Origin of the sequence: Lacrimispora sp., from assembly GCF_036758025.1 — a bacterium.
Taxonomy (GTDB): Bacteria; Bacillota; Clostridia; order Lachnospirales; family Lachnospiraceae; genus Lacrimispora.
On sequence record NZ_DAIOXM010000020.1, the window covers coordinates 18,276 to 31,438 of the forward strand.

At 46.5% G+C, this 13,163-nt stretch carries 12 protein-coding genes; 2 read left to right on the forward strand and 10 right to left on the reverse strand.

The features are described from left to right. Position 1 precedes the first annotated feature (1 nt). From V7M78_RS15870 to V7M78_RS15885, 4 genes are all read right to left on the reverse strand, one after another. On the reverse strand, positions 2-1,084 hold the full coding sequence (locus tag V7M78_RS15870) for a BMP family protein (protein ID WP_333651306.1): 1,083 nt from the start codon (positions 1,082-1,084) through the stop codon (positions 2-4). Between the two features lie 42 nt (positions 1,085-1,126). Continuing rightward, positions 1,127-1,885 carry a MerR family transcriptional regulator gene (locus V7M78_RS15875; protein WP_333651308.1) on the reverse strand — a complete coding sequence of 253 codons (759 nt, stop codon included), beginning with the start codon at positions 1,883-1,885 and terminating at the stop codon, positions 1,127-1,129. Between the two features lie 35 nt (positions 1,886-1,920). Next, the gene (locus V7M78_RS15880; RefSeq protein ID WP_333651310.1) at positions 1,921-3,315 is read right to left on the reverse strand and encodes an amidohydrolase; all 1,395 of its coding nucleotides are present in this window, start codon (positions 3,313-3,315) and stop codon (positions 1,921-1,923) included. A gap of 154 nt (positions 3,316-3,469) precedes the next feature. Further along, complete coding sequence (locus tag V7M78_RS15885) at positions 3,470-4,387, reverse strand: tRNA dihydrouridine synthase (protein WP_333651312.1); 918 nt, start codon at positions 4,385-4,387, stop codon at positions 3,470-3,472. Positions 4,388-4,528: 141 nt separating this feature from the next. Between V7M78_RS15885 and V7M78_RS15890 the strand changes: the two genes are divergently transcribed. Further along, on the forward strand, positions 4,529-5,383 hold the full coding sequence (locus tag V7M78_RS15890; protein ID WP_333651314.1) for an N-acetylmuramoyl-L-alanine amidase family protein: 855 nt from the start codon (positions 4,529-4,531) through the stop codon (positions 5,381-5,383). 100 nt (positions 5,384-5,483) lie between these two features. Then, a complete protein-coding gene (locus tag V7M78_RS15895) occupies positions 5,484-7,157 on the forward strand; it encodes a S8 family peptidase (protein ID WP_333651317.1) in 1,674 nt (557 codons plus the stop codon). Positions 7,158-7,241: 84 nt separating this feature from the next. Here the strand turns inward: V7M78_RS15895 and rd are convergent, their stop codons facing one another. From rd to V7M78_RS15925, 6 genes are all read right to left on the reverse strand, one after another. Continuing rightward, positions 7,242-7,403, reverse strand: a complete 162-nt coding sequence (gene rd / locus V7M78_RS15900) for a rubredoxin (RefSeq protein WP_333651319.1) — start codon at positions 7,401-7,403, stop codon at positions 7,242-7,244. A 93-nt stretch (positions 7,404-7,496) separates the two neighbouring features. After that, positions 7,497-8,075 carry a 4Fe-4S binding protein gene (locus tag V7M78_RS15905; protein WP_333651321.1) on the reverse strand — a complete coding sequence of 193 codons (579 nt, stop codon included), beginning with the start codon at positions 8,073-8,075 and terminating at the stop codon, positions 7,497-7,499. Next, positions 8,065-8,295: a 4Fe-4S dicluster-binding protein gene (locus V7M78_RS15910; RefSeq protein ID WP_333651323.1), complete on the reverse strand. Its 231-nt coding sequence runs from the start codon at positions 8,293-8,295 to the stop codon at positions 8,065-8,067. Before V7M78_RS15910 ends, V7M78_RS15905 begins: the two co-directional genes overlap by 11 nt. Positions 8,296-8,399: 104 nt before the next feature. Then, positions 8,400-10,013, reverse strand: a complete 1,614-nt coding sequence (locus tag V7M78_RS15915) for a mannitol dehydrogenase family protein (RefSeq protein ID WP_333651325.1) — start codon at positions 10,011-10,013, stop codon at positions 8,400-8,402. 140 nt (positions 10,014-10,153) lie between these two features. Further along, positions 10,154-10,828 (reverse strand): GntR family transcriptional regulator, encoded by a 675-nt coding sequence (locus V7M78_RS15920; protein ID WP_333651327.1) that lies wholly within the window; start codon positions 10,826-10,828, stop codon positions 10,154-10,156. A gap of 145 nt (positions 10,829-10,973) precedes the next feature. Continuing rightward, positions 10,974-12,854, reverse strand: coding sequence for a DUF4914 family protein (locus tag V7M78_RS15925; RefSeq protein ID WP_333651329.1), 1,881 nt, complete (start codon positions 12,852-12,854; stop codon positions 10,974-10,976). Positions 12,855-13,163: the final 309 nt, after the last annotated feature.

A 13,163-nucleotide genomic window follows, 5' to 3' on the forward strand; every position in this document is an offset into this window, starting at 1 on the left:
CCTATCTCACCTTTGTATCACAGGGTACACTAAACTGTCCTTCTGCAATGGCTGATATTGTTCTCTCGATCTCGTCTTTTAACTCCTGAGGAATTTCAGAATCCAAATCGTGGTAAGGCGCAATGCTGACTGCTTCTTCCTGCATGCCCAGGTTGTAGATTCCGCCCTCGAAGTTTCCGTATGCAACGGTCTGGTAAGCAGTTTCAATTACATTTGGAATGTGGTATACAGAAGAAGAAACCACAGTCTGAGGAGCCAGTGCGTTCTGATCATAGGAATCTCCGGTAGCGAAAACTCCGGCTTCCTTTGCCGCATTGATAGCGCCTGTACCGGACTCATTGGCACAGTGTCCGATTACATCCACGCCGTTGTCAATCATGGCCTGAGCCGCTTCTTTTCCAAGGGCTGTATCCGTAAAGGAACCTGTCCATGCAGTCTGAACCTCGATATTTGGATTAACAGACTTGGCTCCGTCTTCAAAGCCGTTCATGATCTTTACTAAAGATGCTCCCTGGATGGGGCCTACAAAACCTACCTTATTGCTCTTGGATAATCCGGCTGCCAGCATTCCCATGATGTAACCGCCTTCTTCGCACTTGGTCACATAGGAAGCCACATTTTCAGCCGAAACCTCACCTTCCGTTATAATAAACTTAGTATCCGGATACTGCTCTGCCACCTCTACGGCCGGATCACCGAACTCATAGCCATGGCCGATCACCACATCGTATCCGTTTGCAGCATAATCCGCAAATGCAGCTTCAATGTCATCAGGCGTTAAATTTTCCGTATAGGAAATCTCGCAGCCATAATCAGATTCCAGAACCTTTAATCCGTCATAAGCGGTCTGGCACCAGCCCATATCATTGGCCGCGCCGGAAAGCAGAAGGGCCACCTTTAATCCTTTGGTCTCAGCAGCCTCTTTTGTTGTCTCAGCCTTTGCAGCCTCAGTCGTTGTCTCCGGTGCACTTGTGGTACTGGTTGTTGCGCTTGTGTCTGCAGCTTTACCCCCGCAGCCTGCCAAAGCTGCTGCTGCCATTGAAGCCGTAAGAATCAGTGCTGCTAACTTTTTCATTTTTCTCATCCTCGTTTTCCTCTCTTGTTGTTCCTTTTGTTTATAGTTTATTTATTCCAATATCTGGATCTGAGACAGAGTAATGTAGTTGGAACTGTCATTCTCCACAAACTGATCCAAAATATTAAAATTAACGGTAAGGTCTTCCAATTTCAAATCAGGCCTGGAATTTCGCAGTCGTTCCAGAGTCTGGGGAACCTTATCATAGGAACCCAGATGGTAGGCGCACAGATAATCTCCTGCCGGGATCTTGCGAATTTGATCCTGCCTCAGAAATTCCGGCAAAGGCCCTTTGGAAGGGTATAAATAAGCTCCGAAATATTTTAAACTGCCTTCATAAAAGGCAATAGTGGGATAAAAGTAAAAGGAATTCTGCCGGTAAATCAGTTCTTCTTCTCCAATGGCGATATAAGTCCGTTCCGGGCAGTAGCGGATGGTGATCTGGTCGGTCCGGATATCCTTCATCTCTTCCTCAATGAAGGCAAGCTTTCTTTGAATGGCTTCATCAATGGAAAACAGCTCCTTCCACTGCCTGTGAAGCTCTTCTGAACGCTTCCTTAAGGATTCCAGGGACGAATGGACATGCTGGATTTTCCGCTTGGCCGTGATCTCCTCCAGGGAGTACCCTAGCTTTCGCATATAGCAAATGGTAGCCAGCTCGTAAACCTGATCAAACTCGTATTTTCTCCTGCCGTTTTTGGGGTCCCTCTGCCTGGGGCAGAATATTCCGATGCTGTCATAATAATATAAAGTCTGAATATTCAGCCCAAACAGGGAACTCATTTCTCCTATGGATAAAAAATCCTTCAAACCGTTTTCCTCACCTTCATAAATAATAGAAATTTTTATAAGAACATCCGAAAAGCCTCATTTGGTTCCCGGATCACCTTATTACAGACTGCTTCTCCCTCAAGGGCAAGTTTCTTTTCATCCACACCGGTCAGAATGCCGTCTTTATAAACCACATTTCCATTAATCATAGTAAGCCATACATTTCCTGTCAGGCCAACCCGTCCAAGGAGGTTTTTCGGGTCATGAATTGCTCCTGTCAGTTCCAGAGTCTCTGAATCAATCATAAATAAATCCGCAGCCTTTTCCGGCTCTAAGGAACCCAGATCAGGCCTTCCCAGGGTCTTTGCCCCGTTTATGGTGGCAATCTTTAACATATCATAAGCAGATACACAGCCGCCCCGTTCCTTTGTGTGATAGGACTGCATGAGGTAAGCTGCCCGGAGTGCATCAAGAAGATTGGAACCGTCATTGGTGGCAGAGCCATCGCAGCCAAGGCTTAAAAGGACTCCTGCTTCCTGCATGGCCTTCATATCCAGAATAGGAAAGCCGCCCAGAATTGCCGGTGTGGGACAATGGGAAATTCCTGTCTTTGTCTCAGCCAGTATGGAATATTCCTCAGGAAGCACCTCCCAGTTGTGGGCATACCAGACATCCTCTCCAATAAAGCCGATATCCCGGCACCACTCTAAGGTCCGTTTGCCGTAACGGGCTATAATTCCTTCATTTTCCCCTTCTCCCAGATGGGTGTGCATCCGCACTCCCATTTCCCGGGCTGCCGGAACCGTATCAATAAAGGTATCGGCAAGACAGTTAATGGGCTGGCAGGGAGCCATGACAATCTGGCTCATGGAATAAGGACCCGGATCGTGGTAAAGGCGTACCAGCCTTTCGCAGTCCTTTAAAAATTCACTGGTGGTTTCAAGCATGTTATCCGGGATGGAACTGCCCTGGGTCTGGGGAAGAGTATTACTGCCCCGTCCTGCATGATAGCGGATTCCCAGCAGCTTTGCCGCCTCCATCTGCCTGTCCACCGGTTCCTTTCCGGTTTTCTTTGTATAGCAATACTGATGGTCAAAAGCAGTGGTACATCCATGCTTAATGAGATCAGTAAAAGCTGTGAGTGTGGAATAGTAAATCACATCGTTGTCAATGCACTGAAAAATCTGATAGATCTTATGTATCCAGTCCATAACCGTCAGATTTGGATAGTCAATGGTAATCAGGTTTCTTACAAAGGTCTGGAAGAAATGATGATGGGTATTGATCAGTCCCGGATACACAAACTTTCCTGTTCCGTCAATGACCTGGGCCCCTTCACTGGAAAGCCCTTTTCCAATGGCAACAATCTTTGGACCTTCAATCAAAATATCTGTATCCTTATATACATGATCCGATTGATCACAGGTCACAATCGCCCTGGCATTTTTTATGAGAAATTTAGAAGCCATATTGTTCCTCCGTTCATAATGCGGCAAACTGCCGTTTTCTCTAACCAGGATCATTATATATCCTATGGTAACTATAGGTTCAAGTTAAAAATATTATTTTTTTGCATCTTCTTGTATTTTTTTGTAATCAATTTTCCTTCTTTTCATAAGAATTCTAAAATAAACGGGACACTGCTTCCCGGTAATCGGATAAATGCTGGGATTTTTTGATTTTTTTAATCTGTTTCTCATTTCCCTCAAACAGCCGGCCCATATAAGCCCACAACTCTTTCATCTTAAACAGCACGTTCCTTTCTCCCGATATGGTCTGTTCATATCCTGCCAATACCTGGTCATGGAAGGCCCTCAGCCGCTCCATTTCCATTTTTCTTCCGTCCTTGATCTCCCCTGCCAGTCCCGGATTTGCCACCAGGCCTCTTCCCAGCATGACCTTGTCCACCTGGGGAAAAGCCTTTACAAACCGGTCATAGGCCTCAGACGTAAATAAATCCCCGTTATAGCACAGGGAATGGGTGCTGCCTGAAACTGCTTTTTCAAATGCCTCCCAGTTCGGATGATTTTTATAAAAATCCGTCTGCACCCTGGGATGAATGATCAGCTCTTTCAGGGGATATTTTTCATAGATTTCCAGAAGCAGCTGAAATTCCTCGGGGCTTTCCTTTCCGATTCTGGTCTTTATGGATATCTTCATATCCAGTGCGGTGAAAATCTGGTCCAGAAAGTGATCCAGCTCATCGGGATAAGCCAGAAAGCCGGACCCTCTGTTCTTGGAAACCACGGTTCCGGAGGGGCATCCTAAATTCAAATTCACCTCGTCATAGCCATACGTTTTAAGCTCTTCTGCCGCCCATATAAAATCCTCTCCCTTGTTGGTAAGAATCTGGGGAATTACAGAAAGCCCTTCATTGTGCTCAGGCAGAATGTCATTTTTCTCCCTGGAGGTCAGCTTTCTGTTCTGGGTCGGGACAATAAAAGGAGTCATGTACACATCGATCTGGTCAAAAAACTTGCGGTGGGCATTCCGGTATACGTATCCTGTAATTCCCTCCATGGGGGCGAAATAATATTTCATAAATCCTGTCTCCTTTTTTCCATTTCCTTCAGTCCGTTTATTTTATCACAAAGAAAAACAAATTGAAAGAAGACCATTTACAGAAGACGGCAAAAAATGGTATAATATATGGAAAAATGTCAGAATTCAGGAGGACTCATCATGATACAGCTTAAAAACCTTTTGCGGGCCTCCGGCAGAACTCTTCTGCTGGCCGCTCTCATTTCCGGTGCTTTCGTTTCCGCCGCACAGGCCGAAGAGGAAGTGGGACCTGCCTTTGCACCTCCCATCACCAAAACCGTTGTCCCGGAAATCGGGCCAGGTATTGGACTTGGCGGGCGAATGGTGGTGGTTCTGGACCCGGGACACGGAAAAACAGAAGGCAATTACTCCGGATGCAGGTTTGAATACGAAGGCGTCACCTATTACGAAGATCTGATCGTCATGAAGATCGCAGGCTATACCAAAGAGTATTTGGAACAGCATACCAACTACAAGGTCTATCTGACCAAGGACAGCGCAGAAGTAACCGTCCCCCTGGATCAAAGAGCCGCTTTTGCAGCTTCTGTACAGGCAGATTTATTCGTAAGCCAGCATGTGGATTCCATAGCGGGCAATGGAACAGAGCGGAATGCATACGGAGTCAGCTCCATGTCTCCGGCCATCGGGCGCTACAACCATGAGATTGCCCGTCAGTCCCAGGAAGCCGCCAACACCATTTTAAAACATTTAAATGCCCTGGGGCTTCACAACCGGGGGCTGCTTCTGAAAGATTCCCAGAACGGAACCTTATATCCTGACGGAAGCACAGCCGACTATTACGCCATTCCCCGCTATTCCCAGATGTATGGAATCCGCGGCTTTATTATTGAACACGGCTATTTAAACCACACCAGCGACTTAAGCTTATTCCTGTCCACGGAAGAACAGTACAAGGCTCTGGGCGAGGCTGATGCCAAAGGAATCATAGAATATCTGGAAAAAGCCGGAAAGGCTCCCAAGCTCATATCACAATAACCCGGACCAAAACCGGGCATGTCTTAACAATCATAATATCCTCCCTGCCGCATAAAATGTATTAATATGCTTTGTACTGATTCGACAGGGAGGACTGATTTTGGTAAAAGCACTGGATAATAATTACTACGATCTGATTATCAGCAATGTCTTAGTTCCCAGCTACGATACCAGCGACAACATCACCTACTTAAACGACAGAAATTCCCTGCTCCACCTTCCTGCCGGCAGCGTGAATCCCTGTGATTTAGGACGTCATACTTACCACAGCTTCCCCACCCTCTATACTCTCAGTTCCACTGTCAGCCTGGAAAAGTCCGGGGTTACGGCAGTACAGTCTAACCCTGATCTGGCATTGTTCGGCCAGGGGGTCTTAGTTGCCGTCATAGACACAGGAGTCGACTATCAGCATCAGGCATTCCGGAATCAGGACGGAACCACCCGCATCTTCTCCATGTGGGATCAGACCGACCAGACCGGCACAATTCCCGACACCTTCACCTTTGGATCGCAATACACCATGGAACAGATCAACGATGCCTTGAGTTCCGAAAATCCTTACTCCTTAGTTCCCATGACCGATACCAACGGCCACGGGACCGCCATAGCCAGTATTATGGCAGGCACCCCCAGTGAAGACGGCGCCTTCAGCGGCGTTGCTCCCCAAGCGGAGTACATCATCATTAAACTGAAGGAGGCAAAGGAAAATACAAAGAGGATTCATTTTGTTCCGCCCAATGTGCTCTGCTATCAGGAATCCGATATCATCCTTGGGATCCGGTACGCTGTAACCGTTTCAGAGCAGGCCGGCCGGCCTCTGGCCATATGCATAGCCTTGTCCAGCAGCCAGGGAGGACATGACGGAAGAGGAACCACCAGCACCTATATTGATTTCCTTGCCCTGCTTCCGGGAATCGGGATTTCCGTTGCAGCGGGAAATGAGGGAAATGACCAGAGGCATTATTTCAATTCCACCACCGCACCGCCTTACTACAATGATATTGAGGTACGGGTTGGAAATGATGACAAGATGTTTTCCATGGAAATATGGTCCTTTGCCCCGGCAAGGCTTTCCATTGACGTGTCCTCACCCAACAGGGAGTCCACCCAGCCGGTTTTCCCCGCCTTAAGCCAGTGCAGAAGATTCAGCTTCATCTTTAACCAGACCATTGTCTATGTCAACAACATTATCTTTGAAGAGGAAACAGGGGATCAGCTCATCCTGCTGCGGTTTCAAAACCCCCTTCCCGGAATCTGGTATCTGCGGGTCCAAAACCCGGAAAGCGAGCCTTTTTCTTTTCATTGCTGGCTTCCGTCGGGAGATATCATTTCAAATGAAACCTTTTTCCTCAATTCAAACCCTAATACCACGGTAACCTCTCCCGGAAATGCTACCCACCAGCTGACCGTGTCCGCTTATAACCAGCTAAGCAACAGCATCTTAAACGAATCCGGCAGAGGATATACCAGAATCGGCATCATTAAACCGGATCTGGCGGCCCCAGGCTACGAGCTTCCCTGTGCTGTTCCGGGAAACCGGTACGGGACAGCGACAGGCACCGGAGCTGCTGCTGCACACGCTGCAGGCATCATTGCCATGGTTTTGGAATGGGCCATTATCAGGGAAAATTATCCCCGAATGACGGGAAACAACATCAACCGCCTGTTAATCGGCGGTGCAAACCGGTCCCAGGCCAATACATATCCCAACAATATCTGGGGATATGGTCAGATTGATGTAAACAGACTGTTTGAACGCTTTAATGGCCAGTAAATTCTCCACATCAAAAAACCTTCAGCCAGAGTAATTGCTTACTCCTGTCTGAAGGTTTTTTGATCAAATGAAACATCCGGAATCTTATTCCACAGGGGAAAATCCGTCCTTACCAACTCCACAAAGTGGACAAACCCAATCCTCAGGTAAATCATCAAATGATGTACCTGCTGCGATATCAGCATCAGAATCACCTACCTCTGGATCATAGATATATCCGCAGGCGTCACATACATACTTTGTCATCTCTCTTCACCTCCTTTAAATTCCTGTGCTTTCTTTATAGCATATTATGCCATTTTTATCAATAGCTTATGATAAATCCTCTAACTATTCTCTCTATTTATTCTTTAATTGACAAATTCCCTGAGTCATGGTTCCCATAGGGCAATATACACACCAGGATCTGGGTTTGTAAAGAATCATGGTAATCATGCCAAGAACCGTTGAGGTCAGCATCACGCTGTAAAAACCAAAGGCAAACTGGGCGATCCAGGGCTCCGGTGCCGTCCCGTTATAAGCGAAATGCCAGGGCAGGTTAAAGGTCCATAGCAGTTTCACTGTTTCTTTTAACCCACTTGCTCCGGAAAAGACCATGTATGTGGAAAACAGCATATTTCCAAACATCACCATGAAAAATACCAAAAAGCCATATCGGAACCACCGGCTTTTTATAAATCCCGGTATATCCTTTTTTCTGGACAATCTCAGCCTGTTCCCCAGCAGCTCAAAGAGCTGCCCTCTTCCGCAGTATTTGTTGCAGTAAGCCTTGTTCCCTTTGACCATGGAAATGAGGAGGGGTGTAAAAAAACAAATAAGCCCCAGCCAGGCAAACAGAATGTTAAACAAGCCTAAAATCAAATACATGGAGGATAAAATCCAAAGATAATCGTACCAGTATTTTTTCTTATTTTTCATCTGTCCCCACCTCCCTTTCCACAGCCTTGACTGTGATTACGGATGCAGGGCATGCCTTTGCACAAAGACCGCAGCCAATGCATGCTGCCAGATCCACTACGGCGTGAATTCCCTTGGGAACGCTTATGGCTCCCTTGGGACACACCTTGATGCAGCAGCCGCAAGCCACACAAAGGGACTCATGGACTGATGCATATTTCTTACTTTTCTGAACTGCCATCACTGTTTCTACTCCTTTTTCAGGTGATTTTCTCAGTATTTATCATAGCAGTTTCAGTTTTTCTTTTCCGTGACCGGGTCACATTAACCTCCCAGGGGGGGCTACTATTTCATATATTTCTTTAAGGTCTTTCTGACTGCTCCGGGGCCTTCCAGCATCTCGCAGAACATGCCTTCGATTTTTTCAGACAAACCTGCCTTTACCAGATCAGTGCCAAAGAGAACGGAATTTGACAGGATTTCATTCAGAAAACCTTTTTCCTGGGGAACTTCTCCCAGGCTGATTCCCTTTAACTGTTCCTTTAAAGCTTCCAGCATAGGATCGCTGCTGATTTCCATTTCAGTTCCTTCATCATTGACACCCAGAAGGTAACGGAGCCAGCCCGCAATAGCCAGAGGAATGGCTGTCAGACTGTTCACATCCAGAGCTTCATCAGCCAGATATGCCTTGATGGTCTCTCCAAAGCGGATGGCCACTTTCTGGCTGGTATCTGTTGCAATTCTCTGAGGTGTGTCAGGAATAAAAGGATTGGGCAGACGGTACTCAATAACCTCTTTTACAAATGCTTCCGGGCTTAAGATGCCGGGATCAGTTACCACCGGCATTCCCTCCTGGTAGCCGATTCGCTCTACAAGAGCCTTTAAATCCTCATCCTTCATTTCCGCAGCAATGCTGTTGTATCCAAGGACGCAGCCGTATACAGCCAAAGCTGTGTGCAGCGGATTTAAGCAGGTGGTTACCTTCATGCGCTCTGTCTGGTTTACCGTATCACGGTCAGTTAAATATACTCCGGCTTTTTCAAGGGCAGGACGGCCATTGGGGAACCGGTCCTCCACCACCAGATACTGAGGGATTTCAGCATTGACAAAGGGGGCAATATAAGTATTTCTGCTGGTGATGATGGGAGCCATTTCTTCGATTCCATCCTCTTCCAAAGCCTTCTGCACTTCCTCTGCAGGACGGGGAGTGATCTTGTCAATCATGCTCCATGGGAAGGAAACCTGATCCTCATCCTCTACCCAGCCTAAAAAGCCGGCCGGCGCAAAGCCTTTTTCCACCCAGGCCTTTGCAATAGCAACCACACTGCTCTTTAACTTCTCTCCGTTATGGCTGCAGTTGTCCATGCTGACAAGGGCCAGAGGGAAACGGCCTGCTTCATATCTCTTAAGCAGAAGGGCTGCTACAATGCTCATAGCATGGCTGGCCTTTCCCGGGCCTTCCTGCATATCTTTTTCAACTACCGGGAACAGTTCTCCCTTAAAGTTTGTGAGGGCATATCCCTTTTCCGTAATGGTAAAGCTGGCCATCTGAAGGGAAGGATTCTCAAATGCACGAACCAGAGAACCGAATTCCTTCTCATCGTTCACATCAGCCCTTACGCCCTTTGCCACACTGGCAATAATCTCCCTGTCCATGGTTCCGTCAGGCTTTAAGCCCACCATCATGGTCATGCTGTCGTGGGGAGTGTATATTTTATCAATAATATCAAAGTCAAAGGTATCTGCTGCTATGATACCGCTTTTTTCAAGGCCTTCCTCTAAAAGGCGCTGCTGCAGCACTGCGATGAATCCTCTGAAAATATTTCCCGCACCGAAATGCACCCATACCGGGGACTGTTCTGTAACCTCTGTCATCTTTTCCCAGTCAAATTCCGGCAGCCTTACGGAAGCCTTGTCCCAGGCCTGTCTGTCTGTTAAGCAAGACCGATTTAATTTCATAAATAGATTCCTCCTATTCTCTGTGTAAGGGGATATTGGCGATACCCTTTGTCCTTCTAGTATATATCTAGTATACTAGTAGTTCAATTAATATTTTTGATAAATATTATTTGTTTTTTTAGATATATTGCACAAAAGCATCATTTAAAATACCCTGGATACTTGTCCCTCAAGGCTTTTTCATCAATCTTGTATCTGGATAAATGCTTTTCCATAAGAGTTTTGGCCTTATCACTGTCCTGTGCAACGATTGCCTCCACAATGGCATGATGGTCGGAAACCAGCTTAAGCTCCTTAACTGCCTCCAAAGACATGCTGCGTATGCGGTCAAAATGTATGGTGATGCTGTCCATAAGCTGATACACCTGATCCTTTCCGGTCATGTGAAACAGCATCTGGTGAAGCTCATTGTCCAGCTCCAAAAGCCTTTCAGAAGAACGGTTTTCCATATAAAATTCCTGGAGTCTTACATTTTCCTGAAGCTTCAGCAAATCTTCCTTTGACGGGGATTTGCAGGCCAGTTCAACTACCGCACATTCCAGAACATTTCTCATGAAACGGGCCTCTTCTATGATATCATAGTCAATGAGGGACACAGCGCTTCCCTTCTGAGGATAGATTTCCACAATCTTCACCTTTGACAGCTCAATCAAGGCTTCCCTTACGGGAGTCCGGGAAAGATTCATCTCCGCTGAAAGCTCATTTTCGCTCAGCATGCTTCCTGGAATCAGATCAAGGTGAATGATATTCTCCTTTAACATTCGAAGGGCATATTCCCGCCCTGTTTCTTTCAAAAGCCGCTCTGTCAGCCGCATATTTTACCCCTCTTTCAGATTCTCTTTTTAACTTTAGAATAAGTGATTTGACTACCTCTGTCAAGCACTAGTATGCAAGATGACAAAGGCGTGATGACAAAAAGGTCCGGCGGCAGACTGCCGCCAGACCTCTTTAAATCTGGTATTAATATCTCATGGGTATGATTTCCAGATAATCCTGTACGGATGCACCATCCAGGAACATCTGAATGATCTTTCTTCCCATCGGATCTAATTCCTCTGTGTTGTACTTCATAAGCTCCTGCCTGAAGAAATCTGTCAGTATCTTCGCTCCGGCATCGTAGCCTTCCTTGCCCACTTCCTGCTGGGTCTCAGGTCTTAAAAAGATTCTTCCGATATACTGGCCGTCAATCTTTAAGGAATCCAGACCAAAGCCTAAGAGGGGGCAGCGTGCTTCAACCAGATGCTCTGGCTTGAATTTAGCGCTTCCTCTTCTGGCGATGTACTCCCTTGCAATCCACTGAGGCATAAAGCTGACGTAATATGCGCCGATGTGCTGGTTGGGAATCAGGACATAACGGGTGCTGGTGGATTTGACAATCTGATCCAGAAGCAGGTTTGCCTGTGTGACCATCTTACCGGTTGCAAAGGGCCAGTAGGAGCCAACACCTTCGCTGGTCATTTCCAGTGAATCGATGATGCTGGGATTATTAAATCCTCTCGGTGCCACCAGACGCCATAACCAGGCCAGTGCAGGAGGCAGAATATGAAGGATACCCATGATTCCATAGGAAGGATTCTCCTTTGTACAGGAAGGTGTTCTCACACCGAAGCTTCTTACATCCACTTCCACTGGTTCGTCAATGGCCTTTTCAATCAGCCTTCTGGGTAAGATGGCACGCGGATTGGGGCAGCGCTTTCCATTGCTGTCTAAGGTATGTTCCCAGGGCAGACAGGTTGCACCGGGCATTGCCTGCAGGTTTAAGAATACCAGAGGCTCTTTGGGATGGATCATCAGTTTTTCATACTGGGGAGAAGAACCGTAGATCTTCATGTTATCCACTCTTAAAAACCATGCGGATTCCGCATCCTTAACAACCAGCTTATTGCTGTCATTTTGCATCTTAGGATGGCATAAGGCCATATCATCGGTGACAGGAATCAGATCGCAGGTTTCATGAAGCACCAGATAATTTTTCTCACCTGTAACTGTATTTTTGCCTATGAGGGAACGTCCGTCCATCTCTTTGTGAATGTCTTCCAGCATCTCACTCTTTCCGCCTCCGGAAGCGCCTTCATGCATGATGACGATTTCGTTGTCATAGGGAGTGATTACTTTTACCGTAGCCGCATGGGCAGTTACCCAGCCTTCTTCCTCTCCAATGTTGAGAAGAACTCCGTAAATGCCTTTTTTGGCACTGGGGCCTGGATAAAGATTATATGCATAAAATTCATGAACTCCTTCCAGACGGTTGTGAATAACAATCTGCTTTCCGTCAAAATGAGTATGGCGGAAGGGCGGAGCCAGAAATACAATTGCTCTCGGAGTAAAGTCAGAACAAATTTCGTCAATATTTAAAAAGCCTTGCAGATCACCAAGACCTGCGGCAAAAAAGCCTGCATTTGCGGGAGCCAGGAGAATGGAATCATATCCGTATTCAAGTCCACCTGATTTAAAGGGGAAGAAAATAAGTTCCTGTTCCTTCAGCCACTCAAAGGTCTCGCCTCTTAAGGTTTCAAAATCTGCGCCATAAACATCCTGGTATCTGGGCTTGTCGGTGGGCTTGTGATCAGAAATCAGCAAACTGTCAGGATCACGTCTTCTCATGTAATCTTCCATATAGTTGACCACAACACCGTTTTTACACTTGGTTGCAATGGCCTCCAGTACGTTGCCTTTTCCCTCGACCTCATACTCAATACGGAATTCCATGTTCTCCGGATCATTGCCCATAGCCAGCAGTAACAGTTCTTCTCTTGTTTTTGGAACGATGACTCCCTTTGCATGATCCAGGATATCCCGTACATACTCCGGCAAGTTCATCTTACGCAAACATTCTAGCATATTTTCCTCCGTTCTCGCGCACATGTGATACGCATTTCTCTCATGTTCCCATTTTCATTGTATTGCATCACTTCGCTGCATATTCTGAGCCACGACATATAAAAAGCTGACATCCACGCAAATGGATATCAGCTTTTTTACAATGTATAATAAGTCCTGTATTCGATGTCTTCCGGCACTATTTAACTCTGTAAAGCTCTACTGAGGGTTGCGGGTGGCTTGCCACTGGCAACTTACCGATATCCTGTTGATGCCTTCCTGAACCTTTCCATGCCCTGCGGCCACTTAAAGATTTTTCTTCATATTTAT

What these genes read in the sequence shown, in the direction of transcription:
- rd (WP_333651319.1), bottom strand. Translation starts at nt 7,403, where the DNA reads ATGACAAAGTATGTATGTGACGCCTGCGGATATATCTATGATCCAGAG.
- V7M78_RS15920 (WP_333651327.1), bottom strand. Translation starts at nt 10,828, where the DNA reads ATGCGGCTGACAGAGCGGCTTTTGAAAGAAACAGGGCGGGAATATGCC.
- V7M78_RS15880 (WP_333651310.1), bottom strand. Translation starts at nt 3,315, where the DNA reads ATGGCTTCTAAATTTCTCATAAAAAATGCCAGGGCGATTGTGACCTGT.
- V7M78_RS15890 (WP_333651314.1), top strand. Translation starts at nt 4,529, where the DNA reads ATGATACAGCTTAAAAACCTTTTGCGGGCCTCCGGCAGAACTCTTCTG.
- V7M78_RS15905 (WP_333651321.1), bottom strand. Translation starts at nt 8,075, where the DNA reads ATGAAAAATAAGAAAAAATACTGGTACGATTATCTTTGGATTTTATCC.
- V7M78_RS15915 (WP_333651325.1), bottom strand. Translation starts at nt 10,013, where the DNA reads ATGAAATTAAATCGGTCTTGCTTAACAGACAGACAGGCCTGGGACAAG.
- V7M78_RS15870 (WP_333651306.1), bottom strand. Translation starts at nt 1,084, where the DNA reads ATGAGAAAAATGAAAAAGTTAGCAGCACTGATTCTTACGGCTTCAATG.
- V7M78_RS15925 (WP_333651329.1), bottom strand. Translation starts at nt 12,854, where the DNA reads ATGCTAGAATGTTTGCGTAAGATGAACTTGCCGGAGTATGTACGGGAT.
- V7M78_RS15885 (WP_333651312.1), bottom strand. Translation starts at nt 4,387, where the DNA reads ATGAAATATTATTTCGCCCCCATGGAGGGAATTACAGGATACGTATAC.
- V7M78_RS15910 (WP_333651323.1), bottom strand. Translation starts at nt 8,295, where the DNA reads ATGGCAGTTCAGAAAAGTAAGAAATATGCATCAGTCCATGAGTCCCTT.